At 69.6% G+C, this 17,127-nt stretch carries 11 protein-coding genes; 3 read left to right on the top strand and 8 right to left on the bottom strand.

Annotation, left to right across the window (positions count from 1 at the left end):
* The first annotated feature begins 63 nt into the window (after positions 1 to 63).
* Together AB0D27_RS16645 and AB0D27_RS16640 are read left to right on the top strand one after the other, a co-directional pair.
* On the top strand, positions 64 to 4,215 hold the full coding sequence (locus AB0D27_RS16645; protein ID WP_362508332.1) for a HAMP domain-containing protein: 4,152 nt from the start codon (positions 64 to 66) through the stop codon (positions 4,213 to 4,215).
* 12 nt (positions 4,216 to 4,227) lie between these two features.
* Positions 4,228 to 4,812, top strand: coding sequence for a response regulator (locus tag AB0D27_RS16640; RefSeq protein ID WP_362508329.1), 585 nt, complete (start codon positions 4,228 to 4,230; stop codon positions 4,810 to 4,812).
* Between the two features lie 43 nt (positions 4,813 to 4,855).
* On the opposite strand, the gene AB0D27_RS16635 is transcribed toward AB0D27_RS16640, so the two are convergent.
* Positions 4,856 to 6,730 carry an AMP-dependent synthetase/ligase gene (locus AB0D27_RS16635; protein ID WP_362508326.1) on the bottom strand — a complete coding sequence of 625 codons (1,875 nt, stop codon included), beginning with the start codon at positions 6,728 to 6,730 and terminating at the stop codon, positions 4,856 to 4,858.
* 213 nt (positions 6,731 to 6,943) lie between these two features.
* A complete protein-coding gene (gene lepA / locus AB0D27_RS16630) occupies positions 6,944 to 8,812 on the bottom strand; it encodes a translation elongation factor 4 (RefSeq protein WP_362508324.1) in 1,869 nt (622 codons plus the stop codon).
* 224 nt (positions 8,813 to 9,036) lie between these two features.
* On the opposite strand from lepA, the gene rpsT reads away from it, so the two are divergent.
* Entirely contained in the window at positions 9,037 to 9,303 is a 267-nt protein-coding gene (gene rpsT, locus AB0D27_RS16625; protein WP_362508321.1) for a 30S ribosomal protein S20, read from the top strand.
* Positions 9,304 to 9,694: 391 nt separating this feature from the next.
* Here the strand turns inward: rpsT and holA are convergent, their stop codons facing one another.
* From holA to AB0D27_RS16595, 6 genes are all read right to left on the bottom strand, one after another.
* Positions 9,695 to 10,681, bottom strand: coding sequence for a DNA polymerase III subunit delta (gene holA / locus AB0D27_RS16620; RefSeq protein WP_362508318.1), 987 nt, complete (start codon positions 10,679 to 10,681; stop codon positions 9,695 to 9,697).
* A 331-nt stretch (positions 10,682 to 11,012) separates the two neighbouring features.
* Positions 11,013 to 11,258: a hypothetical protein gene (locus AB0D27_RS16615; protein ID WP_362508315.1), complete on the bottom strand. Its 246-nt coding sequence runs from the start codon at positions 11,256 to 11,258 to the stop codon at positions 11,013 to 11,015.
* Positions 11,259 to 11,336: 78 nt separating this feature from the next.
* The gene (locus tag AB0D27_RS16610; protein WP_362508312.1) at positions 11,337 to 12,167 is read right to left on the bottom strand and encodes an arylamine N-acetyltransferase; all 831 of its coding nucleotides are present in this window, start codon (positions 12,165 to 12,167) and stop codon (positions 11,337 to 11,339) included.
* A gap of 4 nt (positions 12,168 to 12,171) precedes the next feature.
* Positions 12,172 to 14,679 (bottom strand): ComEC/Rec2 family competence protein, encoded by a 2,508-nt coding sequence (locus AB0D27_RS16605; RefSeq protein ID WP_362508464.1) that lies wholly within the window; start codon positions 14,677 to 14,679, stop codon positions 12,172 to 12,174.
* Between the two features lie 92 nt (positions 14,680 to 14,771).
* Entirely contained in the window at positions 14,772 to 15,767 is a 996-nt protein-coding gene (locus tag AB0D27_RS16600) for a ComEA family DNA-binding protein (protein WP_362508461.1), read from the bottom strand.
* Positions 15,768 to 16,263: 496 nt separating this feature from the next.
* On the bottom strand, positions 16,264 to 17,109 hold the full coding sequence (locus tag AB0D27_RS16595) for a DegV family protein (protein ID WP_362508309.1): 846 nt from the start codon (positions 17,107 to 17,109) through the stop codon (positions 16,264 to 16,266).
* Between the last annotated feature and the right edge of the window lie 18 nt (positions 17,110 to 17,127).

Below are 17,127 nucleotides of genomic sequence, written 5' to 3'. Positions count from 1 at the left end.
CGATGCGGACAGGGTGACAGACTGGCCATGCCCATAAGCGCCGAGTTACCGAAGTGGGCCGCCATGAGTGAGAACAGTGGTATGCATGTGCTCGAAGACGGACAGATTCGAGCATCGGATCTGCGTCCGCTGCTCGCCGCGATGACCGCCGCGCGGGACGGAGACTTCAGCAAAGTGCCGGAAACGGGGCATGGGCTGGTCGCCGATCTGAGCACGATATTCAACCAGATCATGGATCGCAGCGCCCACTTCAACTCCGAGGTGCAGCGCGTCCGCCGGGAGTTGGTCCGCCACGGCCGGCTCGACGAGCGCGTCGCGGCGAGCCCCGGCCAGGGCAGCTGGACCACGCGCGTCGACGATGTGAACCAGCTGCTCGACGCCCTGGTGGCCCCCGCGGCGAACGCGACACGCGTCCTCGACGCGGTGGCCGGCGGCGATCTGACCCAGCGGGTCGATCTGCACGACGGCAACCGCCAACTACGCGGTGACTTGCGCCACTTGGGCCGGGCCGTCAACAAGATGGTCGACCAGCTCTCCCTCTTCACCGGCGAGGTCACCCGCGTCGCCCGTGAGGTCGGCACGGAGGGGCGGCTCGGTGGCCGCGCCAAGGTGACGGGTCTGTCCGGGAGTTGGCGGGATGTGACCGAGGCGGTCAACACGATGGCGTCCCGGCTCACGGCCCAGGTGCGGGACATCGCCCTGGTCACCACGGCGGTGGCGCGCGGCGACCTGACGCGTACGGTCACGGTCGAGGCGACCGGTGAGCTGCTCGAACTGAAGCTCACCGTGAACACCATGGTCGACCAGCTGTCCGCGTTCGCGGACGAGGTGACCCGCGTGGCCCGCGAGGTCGGCACGGAAGGCCAGTTGGGCGGCCGGGCGCAGGTGCGCGGTGTGTCGGGCGTCTGGAAGGACCTCACCGACAACGTCAACTTCATGGCCTCGAACCTGACCTCCCAGGTGCGCAACATCGCCCAGGTCACCACGGCCGTCGCCAACGGCGATCTGAGCCAGAAGATCACGGTCGACGCGCAGGGCGAGATCCTCGAACTGAAGTCGACCATCAACACCATGGTCGACCAGCTCTCCGCCTTCGCCGACGAGGTCACCCGCGTCGCCCGCGAGGTCGGCACGGAAGGAAACCTGGGCGGCCGGGCCCAGGTGCGGGGCGTGTCGGGCGTCTGGAAGGACCTCACCGACAACGTCAACTTCATGGCCGACAACCTGACTTCACAGGTCCGCAATATCGCCCTCGTCTCCACGGCCGTCGCGCAGGGTGACCTCGGCAAGAAGATCACGGTCGAGGCGAAGGGGGAGATCCTCGAACTGAAGTCGACCATCAACACCATGGTCGACCAGCTCTCCGCCTTCGCCGACGAGGTCACCCGCGTCGCCCGCGAGGTCGGCACGGAAGGAAACCTGGGCGGCCAGGCGCAGGTGCGGGGCGTGTCGGGCGTCTGGAAGGACCTCACCGACAACGTCAACTTCATGGCGCTGAACCTGACGTCACAGGTGCGGAACATCGCCCAGGTGACGACGGCCGTGGCGAACGGCAATCTCTCCAAGAAGATCACAGTCGACGCCCGCGGCGAGATCCTGGAACTGAAGGACACCGTCAACACGATGGTGGAGCAGCTGCGCGCCTTCGCCGACGAGGTGACCCGCGTGGCCCGCGAGGTCGGCACCGACGGACGGCTCGGCGGCCGCGCCCAGGTGCTCGGCGTGTCCGGTGTCTGGCGGGATCTGACCGACAACGTCAACTACATGGCCGACAACCTGACTTCACAGGTACGGAACATCGCACAGGTCGCGACCGCCGTGGCCCAGGGCGACCTCTCCAAGAAGATCGACGTGGACGCCCGCGGCGAGATCCTGGAACTGAAGACGACCATCAACACCATGGTGGACACCCTGTCCTCCTTCTCCTCCGAGGTCACCCGGGTGGCCCGCGAGGTGGGCTCCGAGGGCCAACTCGGCGGCCAGGCACGGGTGGAGGGCGTGTACGGCACCTGGAAGCGCCTGACGACGAACGTGAACGAACTCGCCTCCAACCTGACCACCCAGGTCCGCGCGATCGCCGAAGTGGCCTCCGCGGTGGCCCAGGGCGACATGTCCCGCTCCATCTCCGTGGAGACCCGCGGCGAGGTGGCGGAGCTGAAGGACAACATCAACCTGATGGTGGCCAACCTCCGCGAGACCACGCGCGCGAAGGACTGGCTGGAGTCGAACCTCGCCCGTCTCGCCGCGCTGATGCAGGGCCACCGCGATCTGATGGAGGTCGCCGACCTGATCCTGCGCGAACTGACCCCGCTGGTGAACGCGCAGTACGGCGCGTTCTTCCTTGCGGACCCCGAGGAGGACGGAACCTCGCTGCGAACGGCCGTACCGACCAAGGGACTCGCCTTCATCGCCGGGTACGGCTCGGCGCAGGGCGCGACCGTCGACACGGGCGGTATGCCGGTGCACGGGCTCGTCCGGCAGGCCGCGCGGGAGAAGAAGCGGATCCTGGTGGAGGAGGCCCCGCCCGACTACATCAAGATCAACAGTGGTCTGGGGGAGGCGGCCCCCGCCAGCGTCGTCATCATCCCGATCCTCTTCGAGGACAAGCTGCTCGGCGTGATCGAGCTGGCGTCCTTCTCCCGCTTCTCCGATGTCCACCTGGCCTTCTTCGACCAGTTCGTGAACACCATCGGCGTCGCCATCAACACGATCATCGCCAACTCCCGTACGGAGTCGTTGCTCGGCGAGTCCCAGCGCCTGGCCATCCAGCTCCAGGACCGCTCGGACGAACTGCAGAGCCAGCAGGCCGAGCTGCAGCGCTCCAACGCCGAACTGGAGGAGAAGGCGGCCCTGTTGGCGACCAGCTCCCAGTACAAATCCGAGTTCCTGGCGAACATGTCCCACGAGCTGCGCACGCCCCTGAACTCGCTTCTCATCCTCGCCCGGCTGCTCTCCGACAACCCCGACGGCCATCTCTCCGATCAGGAGGTCCAGTTCGCGGCGACCATCCACCGCTCGGGGTCCGACCTGCTCCAGCTCATCAACGACATCCTCGACCTGTCCAAGATCGAGGCCGGCCGCATGGACGTACGGCCCAAGAAACTCCCCCTCATCAAGCTGCTCGACTACGTGCACGCGACCTTCCGTCCGCTCACCATCGACCGGGGGCTCGCCTTCGAGGTGGCGGTCGGCGAGGACGTACCGCGCGAGATGTACTCCGACGAGCAGCGGCTCCAGCAGATCCTGCGCAATCTGCTCTCCAACGCGATCAAGTTCACCGCGTCCGGCCGGGTCGAGCTGCGCGTCAACCGCGTCAAGGATCCCGACCACACCTTCACCCGGGAGAACAGCGACGACGTGATCGCCTTCGCGGTCTCCGACACCGGCATCGGCATCGCCGCGGAGAAGCTCCCGGTGATCTTCGAGGCGTTCCAGCAGGCCGACGGCACCACCAACCGCAAGTACGGCGGCACCGGCCTCGGCCTGTCCATCAGCCGGGAGATCGCCGGGCTGCTGGGCGGCCGCATCATCGCCGAGAGCAAGCCAGGCAAGGGTTCCACCTTCACGCTGTACGTCCCTGTCGTCAGCCCCGGGCACGCGGCGACCGGGCCCACACCCGAGGACCGGGCGGCGCAGGTCCCCGAGCAGTTGTCCAGCGAGCCGTACACCGCCCACGACGCCGACGACACCTGGCCCACGCCCACGAAACTGGAGGCGTGGAAGTCCGGCCGGGCGGGCCAAGTCCTGCCGGGGCGAAGGGTGTTGATCGTGGACGACGACATCCGCAACGTCTTCGCACTCACCCATGTGCTGGGCCGGGTCGGTATGCCCGTCCTGTACGCGGAGAACGGCCGCGAGGGCATCGAGACGCTGGAGCGCAACCCCGACGTCGAACTCGTGCTGATGGACATCATGATGCCGGAGATGGACGGCTACGAGACGATCTCCGCCATCCGCCGCACCCCCCGTTGGACGGGCCTGCCCATCGTGGCGCTGACCGCGAAGGCGATGCCCGGCGACCGCGAGAAATCCATCGCACGGGGTGCCAACGACTACGTACCGAAGCCGGTGGACGTCGACCAGCTCCTCACCGTCGTGTGCGCCCTCCTCGATCCGGAGAGCGTGGACGGCGCGGAGCGGAGCGGCGCCAAGGGTTCGGCTGTACCGGGACCGAGCACATCTGGGGAGCCGTCGGTCCCGCCGACGACTGAGTGAGGCACCGTCACCATGAGCGCTGAGGCAACGACCGACGAGCGCGCCAGCATCCTCCTTGTGGACGACATGGAGGACAATCTGGTCGCTCTTGAGGCCGTCCTGGGGTCCCTCAACGAGCCGCTGGTGCGCGCGCGTTCGGGCGAGGAGGCGATGAAGGCCCTGCTGCGGCAGCGGTTCGCCGTCGTGCTGCTCGACATCCGGATGCCGGGCATGGACGGCTTCGAGACCGCCGCGAACATCAAGCGGCTCGACCAGACCAAGGACGTCCCCATCATCTTCCTGACCGGCACGGACGCCGACGCGGGCTACGCCTTCCGCGGGTACGCGACCGGAGCCGCCGACTATCTGACCAAGCCCTTCGACCCCTGGGTCCTGCGCGCCAAGGTCACGGTCTTCCTCGACCTGCACCGCAAGAACCAGCAGTTGGAACGCATGCTCGCGCGCGAACAGGCACAGTTCGACGAACTGGCCAACCGTTTGAAGAAGATCGAGACCCATATGGCAGCCAGCAGCCTGCAGGACGTCTTCGAACTACGCCACCAGGTACGGCAGATGGAGGAGCTGATCCGCGAGATGCGCCGGGGGCGGGGCAGGTGACTCCCCGCCCCCTCGGACGCTTTTCCCCGCCCCCTCGGACGACTTACGCCTCGCGCGTCCCCGCGTACATCTCATCGATGAGGTGCTTGTACTCGCGCTCGACAACCGGGCGCTTCAGCTTCAGGCTCGGAGTGATCTCGCCGTGCTCGACATCGAGGTCGCGGGGCAGGAGGCGGAACTTCTTGATGGTCTGCCAGCGCTGGAGGCCCTCGTTGAGTTCCTTGACGTAGCCCTCGACGAGGGCGACCGTGGCGGGCGCGGCGACGACATCGGCGTACGACTTGCCGTCCAGGCCGTTCTCCTTGGCCCAGTCCAGGATGGACGGCTCGTCGAGGGCGATGAGCGCGGTGCAGAAGTTCCGGTCGGCGCCGTGCACGAGGATGTTGGAGACGTACGGGCAGACGGCCTTGAACTGGCCCTCGACCTCGGCGGGCGAGATGTACTTGCCGCCGGAGGTCTTGATGAGGTCCTTCTTGCGGTCCGTGATGCGGAGGTAGCCGTCGGGGGACAACTCGCCGATGTCGCCGGTGTGGAACCAGCCGTCCGACTCCAGGACCTCGGCGGTCTTCTCGGGCAGCCCGTGGTAACCCTCCATGATGCCGGGGCCGCGCAGCAGGATCTCGCCGTCGTCCGCGATGCGCACCTCGGTGCCGGGCAGCGGCTTGCCGACCGTCCCGGTGCGGTACGCCTCACCCGGGTTCACGAAGGAGGCGGCGGAGGACTCCGTGAGGCCGTACCCCTCCAGGATGTGGATGCCGGCGCCGGCGAAGAAGTAGCCGATCTCGGGGGCGAGCGCGGCGGAGCCGGAGACACAGGCGCGCAGGTTGCCGCCGAAGGCCTCGCGGATCTTGGCGAAGACGAGCGCGTCGGCGACCTTGTGCTTGGCACCGAGCGAGAAGGGGACGGCGGCCGTGCCGGTGCGACGGAAGTTGTCCTGGCTGGCCTTCGCGTACTCGCGGGAGACCTCGGCGGCCCACTGGAAGATCTTGTACTTGGCGCCGCCACCGGCCCGTGCCTTGGCCGCGACCCCGTTGTAGACCTTCTCGAAGATGCGCGGCACGGCCGCCATGTACGTCGGCTGCACGATCGGCAGATTCTCGATGATCTTGTCCACGCGGCCGTCGACGGCGGTGACGTGCCCGACCTCGATCTGTCCGGACGTGAGCACCTTGCCGAAGACGTGCGCGAGCGGCAGCCACAGGTACTGGACGTCCTCGCCGCTGATCAGACCGGTCGCGGCGATGGCCTTCGCCATGTACGCCCAGTTGTCGTGCGGGAGGCGGACGCCCTTGGGGCGGCCCGTGGTGCCGGAGGTGTAGATGAGCGTGGCGAGCTGATCGGCGGTGATCGCGCCGACGCGCTCCTTGATCAGTTCGGGGTGCTTCTCCAGGTGAGCCGCGCCGCGGGCCTCGAGCTCGGCGAGGGTGAGGACCCAGTCACTGGTTTCCACACCCGTGGGGTCGATGACCACGACATGGGTCAGCTCGGGCAGCTCGGCCCGCTTCTCGCGCGCCTTGGCGAGCTGCGCCGCATCCTCCGCGATCAGGATCTTGCTCTCGGAGTCCGAGAGGATGAACGCCGACTCCTCGGCGTTGGTCTGCGGATACACGGTCGTGGTGGCCGCGCCCGCGCACAGGATGCCGAGGTCGGCGAGGATCCACTCGACCCGGGTGGAGGAGGCGAGCGCGACGCGCTGCTCCGGCCGCACGCCGAGTTCGATCAGCCCGGCCGCGATGGCGAAGACCCGCTCGGCGGCCTGCGCCCAGCTCAGCGACTTCCATGCGTCCGGGCCCTCGCCCGAGGCCGCTGGCACCGGGTAGCGGTAGGCCTCGGCCTCCGGCGTGGCCGCCACGCGCTCCAGGAAGAGGGCCGCCACGGACGGCGGACGGTTCTCGATCAGGGTCTGTGTGTCGCTCACGACATCCTCCGGGGCCCGCGACGGCGCGGCTGGCTCAATTGCGGCTGTTGTTTAACTCGCGAGTAACTACCGAGCAGAGATCAGAGTAGAGCGCGTCCGGCCAGTGCGTAAGAGGCGGCGGCCTGTCACTTCCTCCAGGAGATTCTCCAGGAGGAAGACGCGGGGCCCGCCGCGCCGAAGCGCGACGGGCCCTGGAAATCGGCGTACGCGCGGCTACTTCTTGCCCTTGGCCGCGCCACCGCTGTCGTCGCTGGACAGCACGGCGATGAAGGCCTCTTGCGGAACCTCCACAGAGCCCACCATCTTCATCCGCTTCTTGCCTTCCTTCTGCTTCTCCAGCAGCTTCCGCTTACGGGAGATGTCACCGCCGTAGCACTTGGCGAGGACGTCCTTGCGGATGGCGCGGATGGTCTCGCGGGCGATGACCCGGGAGCCGATGGCCGCCTGGATGGGCACCTCGAAGGCCTGCCGCGGGATCAGCTCACGCAGCTTGGCGACGAGCCGCACACCGTAGGCGTACGCCTGGTCCTTGTGGGTGATCGCCGAGAAGGCGTCGACCTTGTCGCCGTGCAGCAGGATGTCGACCTTGACCAGGCTGGAGGTCTGCTCGCCGGTGGGCTCGTAGTCCAGCGAGGCGTAACCGCGGGTCTTGGACTTCAGCTGGTCGAAGAAGTCGAAGACGATCTCCGCGAGCGGCAGGGTGTAGCGGATCTCGACCCGGTCCTCGGAGAGGTAGTCCATGCCGAGCAGGGTGCCGCGCCGGGTCTGGCACAGCTCCATGATCGAGCCGATGAACTCGGAGGGCGCGAGGATCGTGGCGCGTACGACGGGCTCGTACACGTCATTGATCTTGCCCTCGGGGAACTCGCTCGGATTGGTGACGGTGTGCTCGGACCCATCCTCCATCACGACCCGGTAGACCACGTTCGGCGCGGTGGCGATGAGGTCGAGTCCGAACTCACGCTCGAGCCGCTCCCGGATCACATCGAGGTGCAGCAGTCCCAGGAAACCGACGCGGAAGCCGAAGCCGAGCGCCGCCGAGGTCTCCGGCTCGTAGACGAGCGCGGCATCGTTGAGCTGGAGCTTGTCGAGCGCGTCGCGCAGCTCGGGGTAGTCGGACCCGTCCAGCGGATACAGCCCGGAGAAGACCATGGGCTTGGGGTCCTTGTACCCGCCGAGCGCCTCGGTCGCGCCCTTGTTCAGGGTGGTGATGGTGTCACCGACCTTGGACTGGCGGACGTCCTTCACGCCGGTGATGAGGTAACCGACCTCACCGACACCGAGGCCGTCGGCCGGCTTCATCTCGGGGGACGAGACACCGATCTCGAGCAGCTCGTGGGTCGCGCCGGTGGACATCATCCGGATCCGCTCACGCTTGTTGAGCTGGCCGTCGATGACTCGCACGTAGGTCACGACGCCCCGGTAGGAGTCGTAGACGGAGTCGAAGATCATCGCGCGCGCGGGGGCGTCCTGGACGCCGACCGGGGCGGGGACCTCGGCGACGACCCGGTCCAGCAGCGCCTCGACGCCCAGACCGGTCTTGGCGGAGACCTTGAGCACGTCCTCGGGGTCGCAGCCGATGAGGTTGGCGAGCTCCTCGGAGAACTTCTCGGGCTGGGCGGCCGGAAGGTCGATCTTGTTCAGTACGGGGATGATCTTGAGGTCGTTCTCCATCGCCAGGTAGAGGTTGGCGAGGGTCTGGGCCTCGATGCCCTGGGCGGCGTCGACGAGGAGGACGGTCCCCTCGCACGCGGCAAGCGACCGCGACACCTCGTACGTGAAGTCCACGTGCCCGGGGGTGTCGATCATGTTGAGGATGTGGGTGTTGCCCGGATCCTCGGTCGGGGCCCAGGGCAGTCGGACCGCCTGGGACTTGATCGTGATGCCGCGCTCGCGCTCGATGTCCATGCGGTCGAGGTACTGAGCGCGCATCTGCCGCTGATCGACCACCCCGGTCAGCTGGAGCATGCGGTCGGCGAGCGTGGACTTGCCGTGGTCGATGTGCGCGATGATGCAGAAATTGCGAATCAGAGCCGGGTCGGTACGGCTCGGCTCGGGCACATTGTTAGGGGTCGCGGGCACGCAGGGTCCTGTCTCTTGAGGCGCCTGTCGCCTCGGGTCGGATCGATACGTAGGCTCCATGGTCCCACGGGTGGGGAGCTGCGACCGGTTTGGGCCGGTCGTGCGGCTACTGGTAGCCTGAGTGGCTGTGTCTCGTGCCCTCTCTGCAGGAGACACACCCCAAGGAAATCAAACGGCGAGTGAGACGTGCTGTCTCGCGCGCCTGAACCTGTAAAGGCTCATTCGTGGCGAACATCAAGTCCCAGATCAAGCGGATCAAGACCAACGAGAAGGCCCGGCTGCGCAACAAGTCCGTCAAGTCTTCTCTGAAGACCGCGATCCGCAAGGCCCGCGAGGCCGCTGCCGCGGGTGACGTCGAGAAGGCCACCGAGTACACGCGCGAGGCTTCGCGCAAGCTCGACAAGGCCGTCTCGAAGGGCGTCATCCACAAGAACCAGGCCGCCAACAAGAAGTCGGCGCTTGCTTCGAAGGTCGCTTCCCTCAAGGGCTGAGTCGGCTGAGCCCTGCTGGGCTCAACCCCTGACTTGACCGTCGGCTGGACCCGAGCGGGCCCTCTCTCTCCGCTCCCATCCGACACCCCCGGACCTGTGCGCGGCCTGCGTTCGCCACGCGGGCACGGGTCCACCATCTTTAAGCGACGGCCCCGCTCCTCCTCCTTCCCCAGGAGGGCGAGCGGGGCCGTCGGCGTTTTGGTGCTTTCAGCCGGTCCGGCGCTTGAGCTTTTTCAGCCCGTCCGGCGCTGGAGCTTTCCAGCCCGTCCGGCGTTTGAGGACGAGCGCGGAGCGCGATACGGGGGGTCTGGGGAGCGGAGCCCCCCAGGTACGGGACGGGTAGGGGCGGAGGGGGCGAAAACCCGCCTACGCCGGCACCCGCGCCGGGAACTCAACCCCGCCGGGACCGGGCGGCCCGAGCAATGGCCACGACCGCCTTCTCCAGGGCGTACTCGGCATCATCCCCGCCCCCCTTGACGCCCGCGTCGGCCTCGGCGACGGCTCGCAGGGCGACAGCGACCCCGTCCGGAGTCCACCCCCGCATCTGCTGCCGAACCCGGTCGATCTTCCAGGGAGGCATACCCAGCTCACGGGCAAGGTCCGCGGGACGGCCCCCCCGCGCGGACGACAGTTTCCCAATCGCCCGCACCCCCTGCGCCAACGCACTGGTGATCAAGACTGGCGCGACCCCGGTCGCCAGAGACCACCGCAACGCCTCCAACGCCTCCGCGGCCCGCCCCTCCACCGCCCGATCGGCCACGGTAAAACTCGACGCCTCGGCCCGCCCGGTGTAGTACCGCCCGACAACGGCCTCGTCGATCGTCCCCTCGACATCCGCCGTCAGCTGGGACACCGCGGAAGCAAGCTCCCGCAGATCACTCCCGATGGAGTCGACCAGCGCCTGACAGGCCTCCGGCGTGGCAGACCTCCCCAGCGCCCGGAACTCACCGCGCACGAACGCCAGCCGATCCGCCGGCTTCGTCATCTTGGGGCACGCCACCTCCCGCGCCCCCACCTTGCGCGCCGCGTCGAGCAGCCCCTTGCCCTTGGCCGCCCCCGCGTGCAACAGCACCAAGGTGATTTCCTCGGCCGGTGCCTCCAGGTACGCCTTCACGTCCTTGACGGTGTCGGCCGACAGATCCTGCGCATTGCGTACGACCACGACCTTGCGCTCGGAGAAGAGCGACGGACTTGTCAGCTCGGCGAGCGTGCCTGGCTGCAACTGGTCCGGGGTGAGGTCCCGCACATCCGTGTCGGCGTCGGCGGCCCTGGCGGCGGTCACCACCTCCCGCACGGCACGGTCGAGCAGGAGATCCTCCTGGCCCACGGCAATCGTGACGGGGGCGAGAGGGTCGTCATTAGCAGTCTTCCTGGCCATCCCGGAAAGCATCCCACGCGCCACTGACAACGCACGCCGCGCGGCCCGTCCCCGGCGACAGCGCCGCCGGGGCGACAGCACCGCCGGGGCGCAGGGCCGCCGGGCCACCAGGCCACCGACGCGCCGGGCACAGGCACGCCGGGCACAGCAAAGGAGAGAGGAGGCGCGCCGGGCAGCGAAGGACGAAGGAGGCGCGCCGGGCGCGGCGAAGGAGGGAGGAGGCCGGTCACGTCCGCGCGCGGCGCGGCCCCACGTCACCCTCCCTCAGGTGAGGCAAGAGGCCAGTCGCATCCACGCGGCAAGGCCCCGTCTCACCGCCCCCATCGGAGCGTTACGGCTCTTCGCGCCAGCCGTCCCACTCCCCCGCGAACTCGTCCAGCTCCTTCGGGTCGAGTCGCTCGTCGGGATCGGTCAGGACCAGCAGCCACTGCGCGTCCTCGGCGTCGTCCTCGCCGGCCAGGGCGTCCCGTACGAGCTGCGGCTCCTCATGGAGCGCGAAGCGGTCGCCGAGCGCCTCCGCCGCCTCTTCCGCGGCATCGCGGTCGGGCAGTACCAGCACATGTCTCACATCGCTCACGTGCACATTTTCCGATACGCCCGGCAGACCTGACGACGGGGTCGGCCATCACGGCAGCCGATGCCCGAACGATGTGACCTACCGTGCCTCCCTCACCTCCGGCACCTGCTCCAACGTGATCCCGAAGCGCTCTCGATACGTGGCCAGCACCTCCTCCTCCGTGCCCAGTTCCGACACCTCCTTCGTCCCCGTCGCCGCCGTCACCGTGAACTTCCGGCCGCTGAGCGTGATCCTCCCGCCGTCCTCCGTGACCCGTGAGCAGACCAGCGACTGGGCGAAGTGCGACGCCGGCGAGGTGCTGTGCCACCACGCCCCGGTGACGAAGTCCCCGAGCACCCGCGGCCGCACCTCGAGGCGGTACTGCGCCATGCCGTCCCGCATGACGTCGAGGTCGTCGCCCTCCCGTGCTCCGCCGACCCCCCGCACCCCCGCCCCGTCCGGCCCCGACTCGACAACCCGGAACATGCCGCCGGGATCACGCTGTTCGCCCCGCTCCCCGAAGGCCAGCGGATAGTGGCTGTGCGCCCCGAATCCGACATCGGTCAGCCAGTCGCCTCCGTCCACCGTCCGCACCCGCAGCGCGAGGTGGTCGTAGGGGATCCCGAGCCGTCCCTGCTCGCCGTACACCCGCGCCGCGAGCAGCGTCACGTCGAAGCCCAGCGCCCCCAGCAACGCCCCGAACGCCCCGTTCAGTTCGTAGCAGAAGCCGCCTCTGCGAGCGCCTACCAACTTGTCCAGCAGCCTGTTCTCCTCCAGCACGATCTCCTCACCGAGGTGGATCGACAGGTTCTCGAACGGCACCGTCTCCAGATGGCGCAGCTGGAGCTCGCGCAGTGCATCGGACGTGGGCCACGCGGGGTGCGGGGCCCGGATCCGGCGGAGGTAGGCGTCGGCCTGTGCGGAATTCATGGGTTCAGTCTCTCGCTACACTCAGTCCCGCGCCCGCACCGGCGACGGCCAGCGCACCGTCCTCGTCCGTACGCAGCACCACCGCGCCCCCGGCCCGCAGCGCCGCGACCGTACTTGGCGCGGGATGCCCGTACGGGTTGTCCCTGCCGCACGAGATCAACGCCAGCCGCGGGGCCACCCTGCGTATGAGGTCAGGGTCCTGGTAGGCCGATCCATGATGGGCGACCTTGAGGACGTCCACCGCTCCCAGCTCCGCGCCGGCGGGCGACCTCAACAGGGCTCGCTGGGCCGGGGGTTCGAGGTCCCCGAGCAACAAAAGCCTCAGCCCCGCGGACCGTACGAGCAGGGCGACACTGGCATCGTTCGGGCCGTCCGGTGTAGGTGCCGGGCTCGGTGGCGGCCACAGCACCCGCCAGTCGAGGCTTCCGGTGCGCCGCCGCTCCCCCGCCACGGCCCGGGTCACGGGAATGCGCCGTGCGGCCGCCTGTCTCCGTACGAAATCGGCCTGGTCCAGCGGCTCTTCGAAGCCCGTCGTCTCGATCGCGCCCACCGAGCGCCCGTTCAACACGCCCGGCAGGCCCGCCACATGGTCGGCGTGGAAGTGCGTCAGTACGACGAGCGGAATCCTGGTGACCCCGAGCGCGCTCAGACAGCGGTCGACCAGCACCGGGTCGGGCCCGGCGTCCACCACCACCGCGCTGCCGTCGCCCGCCGCGAGTACCGTCGCGTCCCCTTGTCCGACGTCGCACATGGCGAACCGCCAACCGGGCGGCGGCCACCCCGTGATCACCCTGGTGAGAGGCGGCGGCTGCACCACGGCCAGCAGGAACAGCACACCGCAGGCACCACACAGCCACGGGTGTCTCAGGAGCCGTCGCCCGACGACCACGACGACCACCGTGACAAGACCCAGCGCAACCGCGCCCGTCCAACTGCCCGGCCAGTCCACTCCCCCGCCGGGCAGCGCCGCGCCGGTCCGCGCGATGTCCGCGATCCACCGGGCGGGCCAACTCGCGCACCACGCCAGCCCCTTGGCTGCGGGCATCGCCACGGAGGCCGTCGCCAACGTCGCGAAGCCCAGCACCGTGGCCGGCGCGACCGCCAGCTCCGCGAGGAGATTGCACGGCACCGCCACCAGGCTCACCCGGGCCGACAGAACGGCGACCACTGGCGCGCACAGGGCCTGCGCGGCGGCAGCGGCGGCGAGCGCCTCGGCCAGGCGTGGCGGCACACGGCGCCTTTGGAGCGCCGCACTCCATCGTGGGGCGAGGGTGAGCAGGGCGCCGGTCGCCAGGACGGAGAGCAGGAAGCCGTAACTGCGGGCCAGCCAGGGGTCGTACAGCACCAGGAGCAGGACGGCCGTGGCCAGCGCGGGGATCAGCGATCTGCGGCGCCCCGTCGCGATGGCGAGCAGCGCGATCGATCCGCAGGCCGCGGCGCGCAGCACACTCGGATCCGGTCGGCAGACGATCACGAAGGCGAGCGTGAGCCCTCCACCGAGCAGTGCGGTGGCTCGGAGCGGAACACCGAGCCGGGGCGCGAGACCGCGCCGCTCGGCACGCTGGGCGAGGCCCGGAGGTCCGATGAACAGAGCGAGCAGGATGGTGAAGTTGCCCCCACTGACGGCCAGGAGGTGCGTGAGGTCGGTCGCCTTGAACGCGTCGTCCAGCTCCGGCGTGACACGCGAGGTGTCCCCGACGACGAGCCCCGGCAGCAGCGCCCGCGCATCCGCCGACAGCCCGTCGGTCGCCTTCCTCAGCCCTTCGCGCAGTCGGCCGGCGAACCGCTGCGGTCCGGACGGCTCCCCCACCACGTCCGCAGGCGCGCTCCCCCGCACCCGCAGCACGGCCGCGATGTCGTCCCCACCCGACAGGGCGGGCACGAGCCGCGCCGGTACGCGCAGCCGAGTGGACGGCAGCAGCGACAGCCAGGGCGAGCGCTTAACGGAGAGCCGAGGCGAACCTCGTGGCGAGTGCGCGTCGACGATCATCAGCACCGGTGCGCGCGTGGCCCATTCCGTCCCGTCCTCCCGGGTCACCCGCCTGACCTCGGCGTCGAGCAGCACAGCTGTGGGAGCCATGTGATCCCCCTTGATCCGGGGCCGGGTGAGCCGTGGATCGGAGGTGATCTCCACCTCGGCGGTCACGGTGGCGAACTGCCTCGCCAGGGAAGGAACTGGCCCGCGTCGCAGATCCGCCCCGTGCAGTCCCGCGGAGGCGGCGGCCGCGGCGGCACACAGCAGCACAGCGGCAACGGAGACCCGCCGCCATGAACGCGACCGCCCTGCCCCGCGCCGGTTCGCCGCGCGCGCCCCTCTCCGCCCGACCAGCAGCAGTGCGAAGCCCGCGACCAGGCAGACGACCACCGCACCCGTGGCCCATGCCGATGGGGCGCCCACCGTCACGGCCGCCGTCACCCAGGCCGCCAGAGCGGGCGGCACGAGTCGAAGATCCGTCGGTCCTTCCTCCCTCGGGTGCGACGCACCTAGCCGCTTCCCCGAGGCCGCATGCACGGCGGCCCGTCGACTCACGGCGCCGGAAACCTCTGGTCGGTCCGGTGCCGCGAGCTCCGGGCCGTCTGGTCCCTTTCCCTGCTCCGGTCCGCTCATGGCCGTACCAGATTCCGCAGATCGGCGAACCGGCGATCCCCGATGCCGTTCACCTCGCGGAGTTCGTCGACCGAACGGAAGCCGCCGTGCTGGGTGCGGTAGGCGATGATGTGCTGGGCCAGCACGGGGCCGACGCCGGGGAGGCTGTCGAGCTGGTCCACGGTGGCCGTGTTGAGGGGGACCGGAGCGGAGGGGGCCGCACCGGCGGCGGATCCGCCTGTGCCGCCGCCTGCGCCGACCGGGCCCGTGCCGCTCGTGCCGGGCCCCGTCACGGATGCGGGGGCTCCGACCAGGATCTGTTCGCCGTCCACGAGGAGACGCGCGCGGTTGAGGCCGTCGGTGTTCGTGCCGGGACGCACCCCGCCGGCGGCGCGCAGTGCGTCCGCGACGCGGGAACCGGCCGGCAACCGTTGGAGCCCGGGGCTGCGCACCTTGCCGCTGACGTCCACGACCAGCACGGTCCCGGTCGCGCCCACCGCGCTCGGCGCCCCGGGCGACGCCTCCGGGCCCGCGTCCGACTGTTCGGCCGACCCGCCCTTTTCCCCGAAGGGAGCCGCCGCCCGCACCACCTCGGGGGCCCGGACCGACTGAGTCCTGCCGGCCCAGAAGTGCTGGACGGCGAAGACCCCGGCGACGACAAGCAGGACAGTGAGTGCGGCCACGCTCCTGCGCTCAAGACCGCACCTCGACTGCAGCCACAACGGCAGCCGCTCCCGCACGGCAAGCCCGACCCGATCCCGCCAGGGCCCCGGCTCCACCGCGCTCGAAGCGACGTCGACGTGCGCGTCGGCATGAGCGTCTGCGTAGGCGTTGCCATGCCCGTCGCCATGCGCGTCTCCGTAGGCGTCGCTATACGCGTCGCCATGCGCGTTGCCAAGCGCGTCTGCGTAGGCGTCGCCAAGCGCGTCTCCATGAGCGTTGCCATGCCCGTCGCCATGCGCGTCTCCGTAGGCGTCGCCATGCCCTTCGGCATGCGCGTGGGCATGAGCCAGAGTCTCGGCGCGGGCGTCGACCCGCGCGTCGGCGAGAGTTTCGGCGTCAGCAGCCCCGCCCGCGCCCAGCACGCCGTGGTCCACAGCCGCACTTGCCTGGCCGCCGTCAGGGCGCACGACTCTGCTCGTCCTCGGGGCGTCGCTCCCCACATCCCGGTCCGCCGCCCCCGGCGGTCCGTTCCCCAACTCCCCTAGCGCGCTGGCCCTTTCCGCGAAGAGCGCCTCCGCGCGCAGACGGAGAGTCTCGGCCGACGCCTCGTGACGTCGGGTCCGGCTTCGCGGGTGGTGACGGCGATGACGGGTGCGGCTGTCGGATAGGGGGCCGCGGCCCGGGCCGCTGGTCGGCGCGGCGGTGCGTGAGCGTGATCGAAGTGCCATGCGACGAGGGTCCGGCACCTCGCCCCTCGCGCGATGATCTTGCTCAATTCCGGTGGACTACCGCCCAGTTGTGGATAACTCCATCACCCACAAGAAGCACACCCGAGCAGTGCCCGCCTCACCGAGGCGAGACAACTACCCCCAGCAGCCCTGGCCCCGTATGCGCCCCGATCACCGCGCCGATCTCACTGACGTGCAGGTCCGCGAGCCCGGGCACCCGCGCCCGCAACCGGTCGGCGAGAGCCGACGCCCGCTCGGGAGCGGCGAGGTGGTGGACGGCGATGTCGATCTGGGCGCTGCCCGCACGCTCGGCCACGATCTCCTCGAGGCGGGCGATCGCCTTGGACGCCGTCCGTACCTTCTCCAGGAGCTCGATGCGGCCGTCGTTCAGTTGCAGCAGCGGCTTCACCGCGAGGGCTGAACCCAGCAGCGCCTGAGCGGCCCCGATCCGGCCGCCGCGGCGCAGATAGTCGAGGGTGTCGACGTAGAAGTACGCGGAGGTGCCCGCGGCCCGCTTCTCGGCGGCCGTGACCGCCTCGTCGATGGTGCCTCCCGCCTCCGCGGCCTCGGCCGATGCCAGCGCGCAGAACCCGAGGGCCATCGCGACCATTCCGGTGTCCACCACGCGCACCGGCACCGGGGCATCCCGGGCCGCGAGCACCGCGGCGTCGTAGGTGCCCGAGAACTCGGACGACAGATGGAGGGAGACAATGCCGGTGGCACCGGACTCGGCGATCTCACGGTAGGTCTCGGCGAAGACCTCGGGGCTCGGCCGGGACGTGGTGACGGGGCGCCGCTTCTGCAGCGCCTGGGCCAGGGAGCGGGCCGAGATCTCGGTGCCCTCTTCGAGTGCCTGGTCGCCGAGGACGACGGTCAGGGGCACCGCTGTGATGCCGTGGCGCTCCATCGTCCGCGGCGGCAGGTAGGCCGTTGAATCGGTGACGATCGCGACATGGCGGGACATGAGCTGGAGGTTACCTGC

Origin of the sequence: Streptomyces sp. NPDC048415 (assembly GCF_040651675.1) — a bacterium.
In the GTDB taxonomy this organism is placed as follows: Bacteria; Actinomycetota; Actinomycetes; order Streptomycetales; family Streptomycetaceae; genus Streptomyces.
The sequence above is the reverse complement of the archived record's forward strand: the minus strand, read 5'-3'. Positions and strand labels throughout refer to the sequence as shown.

Coding starts and splice junctions, on each gene's coding strand:
- AB0D27_RS16595 (WP_362508309.1), bottom strand. CDS start 17,109: ATGTCCCGCCATGTCGCGATCGTCACCGATTCAACGGCCTACCTGCCG.
- AB0D27_RS16645 (WP_362508332.1), top strand. CDS start 64: ATGAGTGAGAACAGTGGTATGCATGTGCTCGAAGACGGACAGATTCGA.
- holA (WP_362508318.1), bottom strand. CDS start 10,681: ATGGCCAGGAAGACTGCTAATGACGACCCTCTCGCCCCCGTCACGATT.
- AB0D27_RS16610 (WP_362508312.1), bottom strand. CDS start 12,167: ATGAATTCCGCACAGGCCGACGCCTACCTCCGCCGGATCCGGGCCCCG.
- AB0D27_RS16640 (WP_362508329.1), top strand. CDS start 4,228: ATGAGCGCTGAGGCAACGACCGACGAGCGCGCCAGCATCCTCCTTGTG.